Below are 15,107 nucleotides of genomic sequence, written 5' to 3' on the forward strand. Positions count from 1 at the left end.
CGGTTGCCGGTCATCAGAGCAAAGGGGGCCGTGACTGTGAAGGGCTCGCGCAGAAGAAATCTGACTGACTGTCAGAAAACTCTTGTACTGGCTCCGCGCCTCCTGCAACCTGTTCTCGTTCCGCAGATGGAACCTGTTCTCGCCCTGCCCCACGGGAGGAAGCGATGGGTGGCACGGAACACCTCACCGTGCGGCGCGAAGGCGCCACACTGGTGCTCACGCTCAACCGGCCCGAGGCCAAGAACGCGCTCTCGCTGTCGATGCTCGTCGGCCTGTACGACGGCTGGCTCGCCGCCGACGCGGACGACGAGGTCCGCTCGATCGTCCTCACCGGCTCCGGCGGCTCCTTCTGCGCCGGGATGGACCTCAAGGCACTCGCGGGCCGGGGCATGGAGGGCGAGCAGTACCGGGACCGGCTCAAGGCCGATCCCGACCTCCACTGGAAGGCGATGCTCCGCCATCACCGGCCCCGCAAACCCGTGATCGCCGCCGTCGAGGGGCACTGCGTCGCGGGCGGCACCGAGATCCTCCAGGGCACGGACATCCGTGTCGCGGGGGAGTCGGCCACCTTCGGCCTCTTCGAGGTGCGGCGCGGCCTCTTCCCGATCGGCGGCTCCACGGTCCGCCTCCAGCGGCAGATCCCCCGCACCCACGCGCTGGAGATGCTGCTCACCGGCCGCCCGTACTCCGCCCGCGAGGCCGCCGGCATCGGACTGATCGGGCATGTCGTGCCCGACGGCGACGCCCTGGCGAAGGCCCTGGAGATCGCCGGGCGGATCAACGCGTGCGGCCCGCTCGCCGTGGAGGCTGTCAAGGCGTCCGTGTACGAGACGGCCGAGATGAGCGAGACCGACGGACTGGCCGCCGAGCTGAAACGGGGATGGCCGGTCTTCGACACGGACGACGCCAAGGAGGGGGCCCGCGCCTTCGCCGAGAAACGGCCCCCCGTCTACAAACGGGCGTGAGCGCACCGCCGGGGGCGGCTCCCGGCTGCTCGGCACCCCACGGTGGAGCCGCATGGAGTGCCCGGCCGCTCGCACCCCCGGTGGAGCCGCGTGGAGGTTCACTCCCGCGCCCCGGACGCGTCGCCCCCCTTCCGAAGGAGTAACCCCGCCGATGTCCGCAGTCCTCAAGGCACCCCTGACCGTCGAGTTCCCCTTCACCCGGTCCCTCGGGCCCGTGCAGAGCGCCTTCCTCACCGGGCTGCGCGAACGCGTGATCCTCGGCGTGCGCACCGGCGACGGACGGACCCTCGTCCCACCCGTCGAGTACGACCCCGTCACCGCCGAGGAGATCCGCGACCTCGTCGAGGTCGCCCCCACCGGCACCGTCACCACCTGGGCCTGGAACCACGCGCCCCGCCGCGGGCAGCCCCTGGCGACCCCCTTCGCCTGGGTCCTCGTACGGCTCGACGGCGCCGACACCGCGCTCCTGCACGCCCTCGACGCCCCCGGCCCCGACGCCGTGCGCACCGGGATGCGCGTCCGGGTCCGGTGGGCCGGGGAACGCACCGGCGCCATCACCGACATCGCCTGCTTCGAGCCGTACGACGGAGAGCGCGCCGAACCGGCGAGCCACAGCGGGGAGTTCACCGACGCGGTGACCGGGATCGTCGCCCCGGCCCGCCTCGACTACACCTACTCGCCCGGCCGCGCCACCACCGGCTATCTGCACGCCCTCGCCGGGCGCCGCATGGTCGGCGAGCGCTGCCCGTCCTGCCGCAAGGTGTACGTGCCGCCGAGGGGCGCCTGCCCCACCTGCGGCGTGGCCACGGCCGAACAGGTCGAGGTCGGCCCCGGCGGCACCGTCACCACGTTCTGCATCGTCAACATCAAGGCGAAGAACCTCGACATCGAAGTCCCCTACGTCTACGCCCACATCGCCCTCGACGGCGCCGACCTCGCCCTGCACGGCCGGATCGCCGGCATCCCCTACGACCAGGTGCGGATGGGGCTGCGCGTCGAACCCGTGTGGACGGAAGGCGGTCGCTACCCCGACCACTACCGGCCCACCGGCGAACCGGACGCCGCGTACGACACGTACAAGGAGCTGCTGTGAACCGGGAGATCGCCGTCGTCGCCTTCGCCCAGACCGACCACCGCCGCACCAGCGACGAGTACTCCGAGGTGGAGATGCTCATGCCGGTGCTGCACGAGGTACTGGCACGGACCGGGCTGAAGACCGCCGACATCGGCTTCACCTGCTCCGGGTCCAGCGACTACCTCGCCGGCCGGGCCTTCTCCTTCACCCTCGCCCTCGACGGAGTCGGCGCCTGGCCCCCGATCTCCGAGTCGCACGTCGAGATGGACGGCGCCTGGGCCCTGTACGAGGCATGGGTGAAACTCCAGACGGGCGACGCCGACACCGCCCTCGTCTACTCCTACGGCAAGTCCTCACCCGGCTCCGTGCGCGACGTCCTGACCCGGCAGCTCGACCCGTACTACGTGGCACCCCTGTGGCCCGACTCCATCGCCCTCGCCGCCCTCCAGGCGCAGGCGCTCATCGACGCCGGCCGCACCGACGAGCCGGCCCTCGCGGCGGTCGGCGCCCGCAGCCGCGCCGACGCCGAGACCAACCCGCACGCCCAGCTCAGGGGCTCGATCCCGCAGGGCGAGTACCTCGTACGGCCGCTGCGGACGGGCGACTGTCCGCCCATCGGGGACGGGGCCGCGGCCGTGATCCTCGCGGCGGGGGAGCGGGCCCGGGACCTGTGCGAGCGACCGGCGTGGATCCGGGGCATCGACCACCGCATCGAGGCCCACGGCATCGGCGTCCGCGATCTCACCGACTCGCCCTCCACCCGCCTCGCCGCCGAACGCGCCGGAGCCTTCGAACGCCCCGTGGACACCGCCGAGTTGCACGCCTCGTTCAGCTCCCAGGAGGTCGTCCTGCGCGAGGCGCTGCGACTCGACGAGGGTGTGCGCGTCAACCCGTCGGGCGGCGCCCTCGCCGCGAACCCGGTGATGGCCGCCGGGCTGATCCGCATCGGAGAGGCCGCCGCCCGCATCCACCGCGGCGAGTCCGACCGCGCCCTCGCCCACGCCACCTCCGGGCCCTGTCTGCAACAGAACCTGGTCGCCGTCCTCGAAGGGGATCCCCGATGAGCAAGGAGCCCGTGGCCGTCATAGGCGTCGGCCAGACCAAGCACGTCGCGGCCCGGCGGGACGTGTCGATCGCCGGACTCGTCCGCGAGGCTGCCCGACGCGCCCTCGACGACGCCGAGTTGACGTGGGCCGACATCGACGCCGTCGTCATCGGCAAGGCCCCCGACTTCTTCGAGGGCGTCATGATGCCCGAGCTGTACCTCGCCGACGCGCTCGGCGCGGTCGGCAAACCCATGATGCGGGTGCACACGGCAGGGTCCGTCGGCGGATCGACCGCGCTGGTCGCCGCGAGCCTCGTCGCCGCCCGCGTCCACGGCACCGTCCTCACCCTGGCGTTCGAAAAACAGTCCGAGTCCAACGCCATGTGGGGCCTGTCCCTGCCGATCCCCTTCCAGCAGCCGCTGCTGGCCGGCGCCGGCGGCTTCTTCGCCCCGCACGTCCGCGCGTACATGCGGCGCAGCGGCGCCCCCGACACCGTCGGCTCCCTCGTCGCGTACAAGAACCGTCGCAACGCCCTGAAGAACCCGTACGCGCACCTCCACGAGCACGACATCACGCTGGAGAAGGTCCAGGCGTCACCCATGCTGTGGGACCCGATCCGCTACTCGGAGACCTGCCCGTCCTCCGACGGGGCCTGCGCGATGATCCTCACCGACCGGGCGGGGGCCGCCCGCGCGCCCCGGCCCGCCGCGTGGATGCACGGCGGTGCGATGCGCAGCGAGCCGACCCTGTTCGCCGGCAAGGACTGCGTGTCGCCGCTCGCGGGCCGCGACTGCGCGGCCGACGTGTACCGGCAGGCCGGCATCGCCGATCCGCGTCGGGACATCGACGCGGTGGAGATGTACGTGCCGTTCTCCTGGTACGAGCCGATGTGGCTGGAGAACCTCGGCTTCGCCGCCGAGGGGGAGGGCTGGAAGCTCACCGAGTCGGGCGTCACCGAACTGGACGGCGACCTCCCCGTCGACATGTCCGGCGGGGTGCTGTCCACCAACCCCATCGGCGCCTCCGGGATGATCCGCTTCGCCGAGGCGGCGCTCCAGGTACGGGGCCTCGCCGGGGAACACCAGGTCGACGGCGCCCGCCGAGTCCTCGGGCACGCCTACGGCGGTGGTTCGCAGTTCTTCGCGATGTGGCTGGTCGGCGCCGAGCCGCCCACCTCCTGAACCTCCTCCTCACGTGGCCTGTCCGCGGCGGGGACCGGTCGCTAGTCTGGCGGGCGGACGACGAACCGGGAGGAGCACGGACGTGGCCGAGAGCACCATGGAGCAGCAGCGATCGCTCGACGGCTGGCGCAAGCCGGCGGAGCTCGACCTGAGCAACGCGGACTGGCGGTCCAGCAGCCGAGGGCGGGGAGACGTCCAGATCGCCTTCGTCGAGGGCTTCATCGCCATGCGCAACAGCCGTCGCCCCGAGAGCCCTTCACTGATCTTCACCCCCGCGGAGTGGGGTGCCTTCGTGTCGGGGGCGAGGGAGGGCGAGTTCGACCTGACTTAGGACCGCCCCGGCGAAGGCCGTCGGTGGGCGCCCGAGCCGCTCACCGACCTGCCCGCCGCCGCCCCTCGTCGGCCGGGGCGGTCGTGGTCCGAGCGGGTCACAGGCCGCCGGAGACGTTCCGCACGCGGACCCGACCGGTCCCGACGTGATGTGTGGTGTAGCGCGGCGAGCGGGTCGGCGCCGCGTACGCGAGATGCACGAGCCGGGACTGCTCCTGACGCATGTGCATGAGCGATTCCAGGATGTATCCGACGAGGAGGACGAGCGCCGCGATCGTCATGACCGCCGCGGCGAGGATCGCCGTGGGGATGCGCGGCACTGTGCCCGTGCGGATGAAGTCGGCGATGACGGGGATGCCGAGGACCACCGAGATGAGAGCCAGCAGCCCCGCGACCGCCGTGTGGACGAGCGAGGGTCGCTCCCGCCGCGCCAGATCGAGGATGACCCGCAGGATGTGCCAGCCGTCCCGGAAGGTGCGCAGTTTGCTCTCGCTCCCGGCGGGCCTGACGCGGTAGTCCACCTCCAGTTCCGCCGTGGGAAGCCGGAGATGGAGCGCGTGGATGGTCATCTCCGTCTCGGTCTCGAACTGGCGGGCGAGCGCCGGGAAGGACTTCACGAAGCGCCGTGAGAAGACGCGGTACCCGCTCAGCATGTCCGTCACGTCGTTGCCGAACAGGGACCCCACGACGCCCGTGAGCAGTCTGTTGCCGAACGCGTGCCCCGCCCGGTAGGCGGCGCTGGCCGTCTCCCGGCGTGCCCCGACCACCTGGTCGTACGGTCCTTCGAAGAGCAGGTCCACCAGGTCCCGCGCCCGGGACGCGTCATAGGTGTCGTCACCGTCGATGATGAGCAGGGCGTCGGCGTCGACATCGGCGAAGGCGCGCCGGACGACGTTGCCCTTCCCTTTGCGCCGTTCCTCCCGGACGATCGCACCCGCCTCGCGGGCGACCTCCACGGTCCGGTCGGTCGAGGCGTTGTCGTACACATAGATGTCCGCCTCCGGGAGCGCGGCCCTCAGGTCGCGCACCACCTTTCCGACGGCCGCCTCCTCGTTGTGACACGGCACGACACACGCGATCGTCGGTGGCACGTCCACTCCCTGTCCGCATTGGCGACATATGAGGTGGAAATCATGCGATATGGGCGCGTCCGGGAAGCGGGGACGCGCCGTGTCGTTACTCTCGCGGGGTGTCGGTCCTCGTGTCCGTGGCGCTGCGTGCGCGTGACGCCGTCCGGGGTGTCTGGCGTGAGGTCACCAAGTTCGGGGTGGTCGGAGCGCTGGCCTTCGTCGTGGACAACGGCGGCTACAACCTGCTGGTGTTCGGGCTGCCCGGCGGCTCCGAGGGTGGGGTGATGCGGGCGCTGCCCGTCCAGGCGTCCGTCCTCGCGACAGGCGCCGCCGCCCTCCTCAGCTGGGCGGGGAACCGCTACTGGACCTACCGCCACCGGCATCGCGAGAAGCTGACCCAGGAGTTGGTCCTCTTCCTGCTGGCGAACGTCGTCGGCGTCGCCATCACGGCGGGCACGGTCTACGCCTCACGGCATCTGCTGGGCCTGGACTCGGTGCTCAGCGACAACGTCGCGCGCGTCTTCGGCTGGGTCCTCGCCACCCTGTTCCGCTTCTTCGCCTACCGGCGCTACGTCTTCGTCGCGCCCTGATCCGTACGGTCTCGTCACCGCTGTTAGCATCCGCCGCATGGGACGAAATGTGTGGTTTCAGGGTGAAAAGCTCTGGAGTTGGGGGCTGGCCGCTGTCGCCGTGGCGTGCTGTCTGGGCACGACCGTCGTGTTCGCCCCGGGGTACATGAGTCCCGACAGCATCGAGCAGCTCCGGCAGGCGATGGGCAGGACACCGCTGACCGACTGGCATCCGCCCGTGCTGAGCCTGGTGTGGCGTGCGCTCATCGCCGTCACCGGTACGCCCTCCTCCATGGCCGTCCTCCAGTCCGTCGTCTTCTGGGGCGCGCTGTGGGTGGTCGCCTGGTGCGTCTGGGGCCTGACCGCGAGCCGCGCCGGTTCGCTCGCCGTCCTCGGCATCGGGCTGACTCCTCCCGTACTGACCTTCGTCGGCGTGGTGTGGAAGGACGTCCACGCGGCCGCCGCACTGCTCGCCGCGTGCGCGGTCGCGTTCGTGGGACTGCGGCTGCGGGAGCGCGACGTGGCCCCCGCCATCCGCTGGGCTCTGTTCGGGCTGGGTGTGCTCTTCCTCGCCTACGCCATGCTCGTCCGCAAGAACGTGTTCCTCGCGGCGATCCCCCTCTTCGTCCTGCTGGTTCTCGCGCTGTGGCGCGCACCCGGCCGCCGTACCTGGGTGCTGTGCGCGGCGGCGCTCGTGGCCGCGCTCGTCGTGCCCGCCGTCGCGATCTCCGGGATCGCGCATCCCGTGGAGACGCGCCAGGGCGCGCAGATCATGCTCGACGACCTGGTCCACGTTCTGACGGTGGAGGAACTGCGGTCGGCCGACGTCCCGCCGGACCTCCGGAACCGCCTGGTCACGGCCGCGGAGCAGTGCCGCAGCACCGGTGCCCTCTCGGACGCCTACTGGGCCTGCTACGAACGCCGGCCGGACGGGATGGCCAGGGACGCGGACGGCATCACCTCCCTGTGGCTGAGCGAGATGGGCTCCCACGTCCCCGGCTATCTCCAGTACCGGCTGCGGCTCTTCGCCGGCCTGCTGTTCGAGACCGGTTACTCGTACCAGGCGGGGGTCTTCCCCAACGACCTCGGCATCGAGGTGTCCCACCCCCGGCTGGAGGCCGGGCTCGGCGCGTACATCGGGGGCATGGGTGCGGATCTCCGGCCGCTGTTCCGGGGCTGGTTCTGGCTCGCCGTCGCCCTCTTCCTCACCGTCCGCCCCGGCAGGGGGCGGTTCTCCCTGCCCATCCGGGCGCTGGGCGTCAGCTCGATGGTCTACGTGCTCGGATACCTGCCCACCATGCCGGCCACGAACTACCGCTACGTCTACTGGTCGGCGATCGCCTGCACACTCGGTCTCCTGCTGCTCTGGCTGGACCGCCGCCCCAGCACCCCCGCCCCGGCCGCCTCGAACCCCGCCCGAACCGGCTCCGCCGTGACCATGGCCGGTGCCGTGACGGCGCATCACCCGGCGGACCCCGAGGAACAGGCCAGCCCCGGTGACGTCGCCGCGCGACGTCCACGTGTGCCCGCCCGACCCGGGAGGGAGGGGAACGAAGCGGACGCCGACTCGATCTAATGGATGCCGCGTCGCCTATCATTAACGTCATGGAGTACTCGATCAGCGCGGACGCGCGGCTCGCCCTCGACCTCGCCCTCACCGTGCGCCACGACGGCGACGGCGGTGTGGCCGACGACCTGGCCGAGCCCGCCGGGCTCACCGCCTGGGTCCGCGCCCACGCCGATCTCCTGCCGGGCGCCGCCGGCCTCACTGCCGAAGAGACCGCCCTCGCCGCCGTACGTGATCTCCGGGCGGCCGTCCGGGCCCTGTTCGCCCGTGCGGTCCGCCCCGCCGAGCCCAGCCCGGCCGACGCCGCCCGGCTACTGCCCCTCACCGAGGCCCTGGAGCACCTCAACCGGGCCGCGGCCCAGGCCCCGACCGTCCCAGTGCTGACCTGGTCCCCGAGCGCCGACCCCGTCCTGCGCCAGGAGCCCGCGACCGGCGCCGACCCGCTCACCGCGGCCCTCGCCCGGGCCGTCATCGCCTTCCTCGCGAGCCCCGAACGGCAGCGGCTGCGGGCCTGCCACGCACCCCGCTGCGTGCGCTACTTCCTGAAGGAGCACCCCCGCCAGGAGTGGTGCAAACCGGCCTGCGGCAACCGGGCCCGGGTGGCCCGCCACCACGAGCGCCAGAGGGCGTCCGCCGGCCGGTGACGAGCGCCTTCCCCTCCGTCCCGGGAATCGTCTCGCCCACCCGGCGCCGACCACCTTCGGACACGTACCATGGCGGCATGTCCTTCCTCCGCCGCCGCAGTGCCACCCCTGCCGGGCCCGAATTCGACGTACTGGCCATGGACCCGGGCGACTGGCCGGGCAATCTCGGCGCGGGCCTGCTGCCCGCACCCGACGGAAGTTGCCAGGGCGTCTTCCTGCGCTACGACCTGTACGGCGGCCGCGGCCCCGCGATGATCATCGGCAACCTCCCGGAAGGCTCCCCGGCGCGCGAGGTCGCCGACGGTGAGATCCCCTTCGAGGTGGCCCAGCTGCTGCTGGCGCTGGAGAACGAGGAGGACATCACCGTCGTCGGCACCGAGGACATGCCGGTCATGCAGGGGGACAACCTCCTGATCGTCCGCCGCCTCAAGCTCTCCGAGTCCCGGATCTCCTGCGTCCAGTTCGACCGCAACGACAATGTCCTGGTGACCATCGCCGCGTGGGACCGTCCCATCACCGACGACCTGTACGCGCTGCTGAAGCCGCTCCCCGCGGAGCTGTTCCAGCAGGGCTGACCCCCAGACGGGCCCCCGACCCGCGGACGCGCCGTCCGCGGGTTTTGTCATGCCTCTTGTTGACCGAGTGATCGGATCATTGTGGTCCGCGGCGTGCCCTCTGAGATCTGCGAGCGCGCTAACCTGGCTACAGGGCCCTAGGGCGGTCCGTAAGCTCGCTGATTCCTCCGATGTGTCCACGTCGGAGTCCGAGGTGCAGCAGGCCCCGCACGAGGCGCATCACCTGGGCCTCGGGCACGGCGACCCGGATCGCCCTCACCGCCGGACGCACCCGCGAACTCGGCGTCCGCAGCGAGCTGTTGCCCGGAGGGGAAGTGACCTTCCGGGCGTGCGGGTGCGGGTGCGTTGTGGTTGCTCGCGCAGTTCCCCGCGCCCCTGAAAAGCGACCGGGGCTGCGCCCCGTGCTTTTCATGAAGGGGCGGGCCGCAGGCCCGCTCCCTTCGGGGGCGCGGGAACTGCGCGAACGGCCCCCACCCACCCGCACCCGCCAACGAACCCGCGGCCCCGAGCTGCAAGGCGCCCTCAGACCGCCGGCAGCACCCGCACGTCCGCCGCCCGCACGAACGCCACCCGGTGTCCGAACTGGATCTCGTAGTAGACGTCGTCACCCCTCACGACCTTGTGCCCGGACGTGTCGAAGGAGACGGCGTAGTAGTACTCGCCCTTCAGCCGGTCACCGACCACATAGCGCTGCCCCTCGAGGAGCTTGTACGGCAGCGGCGACACCGCCTGCGCGGGGACGTCCGTCGGATAGGCCTCCTTCTCCGGGTAGGCCCTGCCGTACACGGGGATCTCCGCGAGATCCTTCCGGGGTGTCACGACCAGCCCGGCCGCGCCGACCGCCGTGGGCTGTGCCGCCGGGGTGTGGAACCACGCCTTCTGCCCGAGGTACCAGATCGCCGTCCACGCGCCGCGCCGCTCGGCGACCGCGTACTGCTGGCCGGTGGAGACCCGTGAACCGAGGTCGTTCACATCGATCGTGGAGGGGCTCCCGTCGGGCCGCAGACCGATGTCCTTGATGAGGGCGGAGGCGGTGTCGGGCTCGCTGTACAGGCGTACGGCACTGGAGCCGTGCACCGCACACGGCTGGCCGCCGTTCACACAGCCGGTGAACTCGGGCCGGTTGTCCGCGTAGTCGGGGAGGATGGTGACGACACGGCTGTTCTGGCCGGAGGTCGGGCCGAAGGGCCTGCCGAGCAGCTCGAAGTAGTGTCGCCAGTCCCAGTACGGGCCGGGGTCGGTGTGCATCCCCCGGATCGTCGCCGTAGTCGGGCCGGGCACGGTGTCGTGGCCGAGGATGTGCTGGCGGTCCAGCGGGACGCGGTACTTGGCGGCCAGGTACTTCACCAGCCGCGCCGACGTCCGGTACATGGCCTCCGTGTACCAGGCGTCCGGCGAGGCGAGGAAACCCTCGTGCTCCAGGCCGATCGACTTGGCGTTGACGTACCAGTTGCCGGCGTGCCAGGCCACGTCCTTGTTCTTCACATGCTGGGCGATGTGCCCGTCCGTGGAGCGCAGCGAGTAGTGCCAGGACACGTACGTCGGGTCCTGGACCAGCTTCAAGGTGGTGTCCCAGGTGGCCTCGGTGTCATGGACGACGATGTACCGGATGCTCTGGGACGCCGGCCGGTCGGCCAGGTCGTGGTTGCCGTAGTCCTTGTCGCCGAACTCCTCGTACGGCGCCGGGATCCACTCGCACGACACCGTCCTCGGGCACTCGGTGCCGGCCGCCGCGGCGGCGCGCAGCCCGGCCCGCGTCAACTGCCCGGTGTCGGGGGCCAGTCGCGGCTCGGCGGGGAGCGTCACCCGCTGGCCGGCGTCGGTGACCCGGTGGGCGCCGTCCCGGATCACCGCGAAGACCTCGTTCGCGTACGCTGCCGCGGTGGCCCGGTCGTCGGCGCCGGAGAATCGCGCCACCGCCCCGTACCAGTCGGCGGGGTCGGCGCTGGGCTCGCGGCCAAGCTCCCGTTGCGCGGCGGCGAGCAGTGCCGCGCCGCCGGCCACATTGGCCTCGGCGTCCGTGCGCAGTGTCTCGGCAGGCAGCCCCGTCAGCTCGGCCGCCCGCGGCAAGGTCCGCAGGCGGGGCGTGAGTTCGGCGTTCTCGGGCTGGGCCGCCTCGGGCCGCAGCGGCGGACGGGAGTCGTCACCGCGCGGGTCCTCCGCTCCCTCGCTGTGGTGCGGGGCCTCGGCCAGCGCCGTACGCGCGTCCGTGAGGTGCATGGGACCGTACCCGCCGGTGACGCTCGGGGCACCGCCGTGCGCGTCCCAGCGGGACTGGAGGTAGGACACACCCAGCAGCACACTGCGGGGCACCTGGTACTCGGCGGCCGCGGCCGCGAAGGCGCCCTGCAGCCGGGCCGAGGAGGACGACGACTCGCTCTCGGGCGGAGCCGCGCCCAGCAGCGGCAGCATCAGCACCGCCGGGGCGGCGGCGACCGCCGTACCGCGAAGACGTCTGCGACGGGTGGTGGGCCTGCGGTCGATGGGGGATCCTCGCAAGGCGGCCTCCTGGAACGGTGGGGCGTTGGCGGGGCGTACGGGGCCGAGCGTGCACCAGTGCTATCGGTCGGCCGACGATCCGTCAATCATGCCCGGCAGGAGGCCGGTCACTGTCCATGACGGCCCCGCGGCGCGGGGAACGGGGGCCAGTCGTCTCGCACCCCGACCCGGCCTTCCACCCCGACCCGGCTCTCCACCCCGACCACGCTTGCCGCCCTCCCCTTCTCGCTCACCCGCTCCGCAGGATCCGGAAGCTCTCCGGATCCGCCGGATCCCGGTCGACGACCTGGACCGGCGGCCAGGCCCACTGCCAGACACCGGCGCCCGGTGTTCGGGAGAACCGGATCTTCCCCCGGGTCCCCTCGACCGCGACACGCGGCCAGGACGTGGCGATCCGTGCCGGGTCCGTGCCCTGGGAGCGCAGCACTTCGGCGAGGACGGCGATCGTGTCGTAGCCCTCGAAGGCGACGAACGAGGGGGCCTCGCCCAGCCGCTCGCGCAGGGCCGCCTCGACACGTGTGCCGAGGGCACCGAGACGCTCGGGCAGATAGCGCAGGAACGGCAGCCCCGAACCGTCGCCGCCCAGCAGAGCCGCCCACGAGGGGAACTCCGGTTGTCCGGCCGGGGCACCGACCAGGACGTCGGCGAGCCGCCTGCCGCGGCGGACGGCCCTGACGAGTGACACCGCCGGCTCCGGGTGGCCGGTGAGCAGCAGCAGCGCCGTCGCTCGCCGACGCACGAGTTCGTCGCACACGGCCGTGGGGTCGAGCACGTTCATGTCGAGTTCGGCGACGGAGCCGCCGTGCGGGGCGAGGTGGTCGCGCAGTATGCGGGTCCCGGCTGCCCAATAGACGCTCGACTGGGCCGCCACGGCGACCCGCCGGTGGCCCGCGTCGAGGAGGAAGTCGGCGTAGATCCGCCAGCCGTGGGACTGGGCCGGGCACAGGCGTGCCACCCGCTCCGTCGGCCGGTCGCAGAGTGTGTCGAGGACCGCCGACGAGCACAGGAACGGCAGACCGAGGGCGTCCGCCCGCGCGGCGGCGGAGCGGGCGACGACACTGTGGTACTCCCCGGCCAGGGCGGCCACACCCAGCCGGGCCAACTCGTCCACGGCCGCCGCCGCCCTCCGCGGATCGGCCGCGGTGTCCCGGACCAGCAGAACCAGGGGTCTGCCGGCTATGCCACCGCCGTCGTTGATCTCGTCGGCGGCGAGTTGGAGGCCGGCCAGCAGGTGCCGACCTGCCTCCACCCAGCCGGGCGGGCTCAGCGGGACGAGTACACCGATCCGGACGGCCGACGGGTCCTTCTCACTCCGCCCCGGCGAGCGCATGTGCGTGATCATGACGCACATTGCATCCATGACCGCCGCGAGGGGCAAGCGACAAGTCATGCGAGTGGCCGACTGGTCCCGGCCGCGGGAGAGCATGGGTACCGGGCAACGGGACCAGTGACTGCTGTGAAGTGCGGCCTCCTGGGCCCCGGTCCCCTATCTCCGACCCACGGTGCAAGGTAGAGCCACGTCCGCTACCGGTGCCTGCGACGTGCGGAGGCGTCGCGCGCCGCGACGTGCCGGGCGACCGAGTCGACGCCGGGGCGGGCGTACCGTTCCAGTGAGCGGACGGAGGCGTGGCGGGAGCGGGCGGGCAGTATTGGGGTGGAGGTGCCGTCCTCCGCATCGTGCGTCAGGGCGCTGTGCCTTGTGTCCGCAGAGGCCGTGTGCGGATGAGCCGGTGTGCGATTGAGCAGGCGCGTCGTTTGGGACACGTTCGCGCCGCATATAGGCGGGCGTGTTGCATTCCGAGAGAGTCGCTGTGATGCGGCTCATCCCGCGGGTGACTGAGGCAGGGCATGCGTGATCGTTGAACTCACTGTAGCGACGCGGTGAGCCAGGTCGCCGGCAGGGATGTCGATGAGCTCGTAGCCGAACGCGCGATAGCTCTCTTCGTGGATCTTTTCGAAGGCCAGCGATTCCTGGAAACTGATCCGCCTGGCCGCGGTCGGCTCACAGAACCCTAGGTTGCGGACAAAGAGCACCTGCCGCCTATAGACCCCCTCCGAAGTGATCCGTTCGAGCTCCGCGGCCAGCGCCGGAGACACCGGCCACTCCAAGTAGGTGGCGAGGGCGTGGGTGCAGATCGGTGACCGATCGAATACCTGAACAGAGCCAGTGGCCTCCAACTGCCGCTTTCGCTGCAGAGCCACGATCTCGTCGAGGAAGGACGCCCGTGTCCATGGCTGATCCTCGCCCAGGGCCTGCGCCTGTGCGATGACCGCCGTTGCCGCCTCCTCGACAACGCCGTAGCCAAGCTCGGCCAGGCACCGCAGGATTGATGTCTTGCCCGCACCCGGCGTGCCAGTGAGAACGTACCGCCGCATGATCCGAGAACCCTTTCTTGCAGATCGAGACAGGGCCCACTGGTCACCGATTGAGCCTCCGGCCGGAGGCAATGAGCCAGTGGAGTCCCTGGAGAGGGAGATGGAGATGGGGGACACAGGCGGATCCTCGAACGGCTGATGTGCCGGAGACGCCTCTGATACCCGGGGCGTTGAGCAAGGCAACCACGGCCAGTTTGCTCGACGTCGCTCGTGGTTCCAGTACATCCCGTCGACCGGCGTCTCGGCAACTACCGCTGACAACCTGGTATGAGAACGAACGGTTCGGGAGCCGGTGTGGTGCAGTGCAGTCAGCCCGCGCCGGTCCTCTACGCCGAGTTTCCTGGCCCATTCCGGTTCGGCGAGAACGTGCTGGAGCAGCAGGGGTGTTGACGTGCACGAGCACGGACTGGAACACGTGCAGGGCGAGCATGGAGGTCTCGGCGTGCTCCTTGTCCGGGCCGGTCGGGGCGCCGTCCTTGCCGTAGTGGAGCACGGTGTTCGCCGAATTCCAGTTCTCGACGACCTGGAGGCCGCCGTGGATCTCCCGGCGCAGGCCGGGACTGGCCAGGTAGTCGGACGCGAAGATCGTGCGCACCGCGCGGCCCGAGTTCTTCGAGCGCCTGGTAGGTGGGTGCTTGGGGCCGCCGAGGTTGAAGCGTCGTAGTACCTGCTCGGCCTCCGCCGTGCCCAGGCGCTGCGCCGCGGTCTGCGCGCAGAAGACGCGGTCCGCCCGCGCCCGCGCGGCGGCCACGATCCGCTCGACCCGAGCCGGGGGCTCGATGCGGTCGCTGCGGCACTGCACGAGCAAGGCGTCGCGCAGCCGGTCTTCCACTGTCTCGCCAGGGCAGACCTCGTCGGCGAGCCAGCCGGTCAGCCGTTCCTCGTCGGCGCGGGTTGCCGGGCGGGGGCGGAACCCGAGGGGCTCGCGGATCTGCGTACGGTGCCCTCTCGCCGAGCGGGACGACAGGCTGTACTTCGCCAAGTCCTCCGCCGGCACCTTGACCACGTCGGCCACGTAGTCGATGGCGGCCTGCGGGAACTTCTCCACGAACTGGGGGAACCGGCCCTTCGACTCGATGAACTTCAGCATCAGCACGAACCCGAGCCGGGTCGGGCCGGACTTGTTCGCGGCCAGGGCCCAGTCAGGACCTACCGGCGTCCAGCACGCCACCACGTCCTCGGGTGACCACTCCCCGCGCATGAACGCCCC

Annotated in this window: 14 protein-coding genes; 9 read left to right on the forward strand and 5 right to left on the reverse strand. The window is 71.4% G+C overall.

Going from position 1 to position 15,107, the window contains the following annotated elements:
• Positions 1 to 164 precede the first annotated feature (164 nt).
• From M8J73_RS07050 to M8J73_RS07070, 5 genes are all read left to right on the forward strand, one after another.
• Complete coding sequence (locus tag M8J73_RS07050; protein WP_055540648.1) at positions 165 to 965, forward strand: crotonase/enoyl-CoA hydratase family protein; 801 nt, start codon at positions 165 to 167, stop codon at positions 963 to 965.
• A 151-nt stretch (positions 966 to 1,116) separates the two neighbouring features.
• Entirely contained in the window at positions 1,117 to 2,058 is a 942-nt protein-coding gene (locus M8J73_RS07055) for a Zn-ribbon domain-containing OB-fold protein (protein ID WP_055540647.1), read from the forward strand.
• Positions 2,055 to 3,104, forward strand: a complete 1,050-nt coding sequence (locus M8J73_RS07060) for a thiolase family protein (protein ID WP_055540646.1) — start codon at positions 2,055 to 2,057, stop codon at positions 3,102 to 3,104. Before M8J73_RS07055 ends, M8J73_RS07060 begins: the two co-directional genes overlap by 4 nt.
• The gene (locus M8J73_RS07065; RefSeq protein WP_055540645.1) at positions 3,101 to 4,267 is read left to right on the forward strand and encodes a thiolase family protein; all 1,167 of its coding nucleotides are present in this window, start codon (positions 3,101 to 3,103) and stop codon (positions 4,265 to 4,267) included. Before M8J73_RS07060 ends, M8J73_RS07065 begins: the two co-directional genes overlap by 4 nt.
• Positions 4,268 to 4,349: 82 nt before the next feature.
• Complete coding sequence (locus M8J73_RS07070) at positions 4,350 to 4,598, forward strand: DUF397 domain-containing protein (RefSeq protein WP_055512994.1); 249 nt, start codon at positions 4,350 to 4,352, stop codon at positions 4,596 to 4,598.
• 97 nt (positions 4,599 to 4,695) lie between these two features.
• Here M8J73_RS07070 and M8J73_RS07075 read toward each other — a convergent pair whose 3' ends face one another.
• Positions 4,696 to 5,694, reverse strand: coding sequence for a glycosyltransferase family 2 protein (locus M8J73_RS07075; protein ID WP_055540644.1), 999 nt, complete (start codon positions 5,692 to 5,694; stop codon positions 4,696 to 4,698).
• A gap of 92 nt (positions 5,695 to 5,786) precedes the next feature.
• On the opposite strand from M8J73_RS07075, the gene M8J73_RS07080 reads away from it, so the two are divergent.
• From M8J73_RS07080 to M8J73_RS07095, 4 genes are all read left to right on the forward strand, one after another.
• Positions 5,787 to 6,257 (forward strand): GtrA family protein, encoded by a 471-nt coding sequence (locus M8J73_RS07080; protein ID WP_055540643.1) that lies wholly within the window; start codon positions 5,787 to 5,789, stop codon positions 6,255 to 6,257.
• A gap of 37 nt (positions 6,258 to 6,294) precedes the next feature.
• Positions 6,295 to 7,812 carry a hypothetical protein gene (locus M8J73_RS07085; RefSeq protein ID WP_249828359.1) on the forward strand — a complete coding sequence of 506 codons (1,518 nt, stop codon included), beginning with the start codon at positions 6,295 to 6,297 and terminating at the stop codon, positions 7,810 to 7,812.
• Positions 7,813 to 7,841: 29 nt separating this feature from the next.
• The gene (locus tag M8J73_RS07090) at positions 7,842 to 8,447 is read left to right on the forward strand and encodes a CGNR zinc finger domain-containing protein (RefSeq protein ID WP_079055314.1); all 606 of its coding nucleotides are present in this window, start codon (positions 7,842 to 7,844) and stop codon (positions 8,445 to 8,447) included.
• Between the two features lie 77 nt (positions 8,448 to 8,524).
• Positions 8,525 to 9,022, forward strand: a complete 498-nt coding sequence (locus M8J73_RS07095) for a hypothetical protein (protein ID WP_055543365.1) — start codon at positions 8,525 to 8,527, stop codon at positions 9,020 to 9,022.
• Positions 9,023 to 9,544: 522 nt separating this feature from the next.
• Here the strand turns inward: M8J73_RS07095 and M8J73_RS07100 are convergent.
• From M8J73_RS07100 to M8J73_RS07115, 4 genes are all read right to left on the reverse strand, one after another.
• Positions 9,545 to 11,521 carry an N-acetylmuramoyl-L-alanine amidase gene (locus M8J73_RS07100; RefSeq protein WP_249828360.1) on the reverse strand — a complete coding sequence of 659 codons (1,977 nt, stop codon included), beginning with the start codon at positions 11,519 to 11,521 and terminating at the stop codon, positions 9,545 to 9,547.
• A gap of 229 nt (positions 11,522 to 11,750) precedes the next feature.
• Positions 11,751 to 12,863, reverse strand: coding sequence for an ABC transporter substrate-binding protein (locus M8J73_RS07105; RefSeq protein ID WP_249828361.1), 1,113 nt, complete (start codon positions 12,861 to 12,863; stop codon positions 11,751 to 11,753).
• A 479-nt stretch (positions 12,864 to 13,342) separates the two neighbouring features.
• The gene (locus M8J73_RS07110; protein WP_206188082.1) at positions 13,343 to 13,897 is read right to left on the reverse strand and encodes an ATP/GTP-binding protein; all 555 of its coding nucleotides are present in this window, start codon (positions 13,895 to 13,897) and stop codon (positions 13,343 to 13,345) included.
• 43 nt (positions 13,898 to 13,940) lie between these two features.
• A complete protein-coding gene (locus tag M8J73_RS07115) occupies positions 13,941 to 15,098 on the reverse strand; it encodes a Tn3 family transposase (protein ID WP_055543203.1) in 1,158 nt (385 codons plus the stop codon).
• Between the last annotated feature and the right edge of the window lie 9 nt (positions 15,099 to 15,107).

The sequence above is a fragment of the Streptomyces neyagawaensis genome (assembly GCF_023516595.1).
Taxonomy (GTDB): domain Bacteria; phylum Actinomycetota; class Actinomycetes; order Streptomycetales; family Streptomycetaceae; genus Streptomyces; species Streptomyces neyagawaensis.

What these genes read in the sequence shown, in the direction of transcription:
- M8J73_RS07065 (WP_055540645.1), top strand. Translation starts at nt 3,101, where the DNA reads ATGAGCAAGGAGCCCGTGGCCGTCATAGGCGTCGGCCAGACCAAGCAC.
- M8J73_RS07115 (WP_055543203.1), bottom strand. Translation starts at nt 15,098, where the DNA reads ATGCGCGGGGAGTGGTCACCCGAGGACGTGGTGGCGTGCTGGACGCCG.
- M8J73_RS07090 (WP_079055314.1), top strand. Translation starts at nt 7,842, where the DNA reads ATGGAGTACTCGATCAGCGCGGACGCGCGGCTCGCCCTCGACCTCGCC.
- M8J73_RS07105 (WP_249828361.1), bottom strand. Translation starts at nt 12,863, where the DNA reads ATGATCACGCACATGCGCTCGCCGGGGCGGAGTGAGAAGGACCCGTCG.
- M8J73_RS07055 (WP_055540647.1), top strand. Translation starts at nt 1,117, where the DNA reads ATGTCCGCAGTCCTCAAGGCACCCCTGACCGTCGAGTTCCCCTTCACC.
- M8J73_RS07085 (WP_249828359.1), top strand. Translation starts at nt 6,295, where the DNA reads ATGGGACGAAATGTGTGGTTTCAGGGTGAAAAGCTCTGGAGTTGGGGG.
- M8J73_RS07095 (WP_055543365.1), top strand. Translation starts at nt 8,525, where the DNA reads ATGTCCTTCCTCCGCCGCCGCAGTGCCACCCCTGCCGGGCCCGAATTC.
- M8J73_RS07110 (WP_206188082.1), bottom strand. Translation starts at nt 13,897, where the DNA reads ATGCGGCGGTACGTTCTCACTGGCACGCCGGGTGCGGGCAAGACATCA.
- M8J73_RS07050 (WP_055540648.1), top strand. Translation starts at nt 165, where the DNA reads ATGGGTGGCACGGAACACCTCACCGTGCGGCGCGAAGGCGCCACACTG.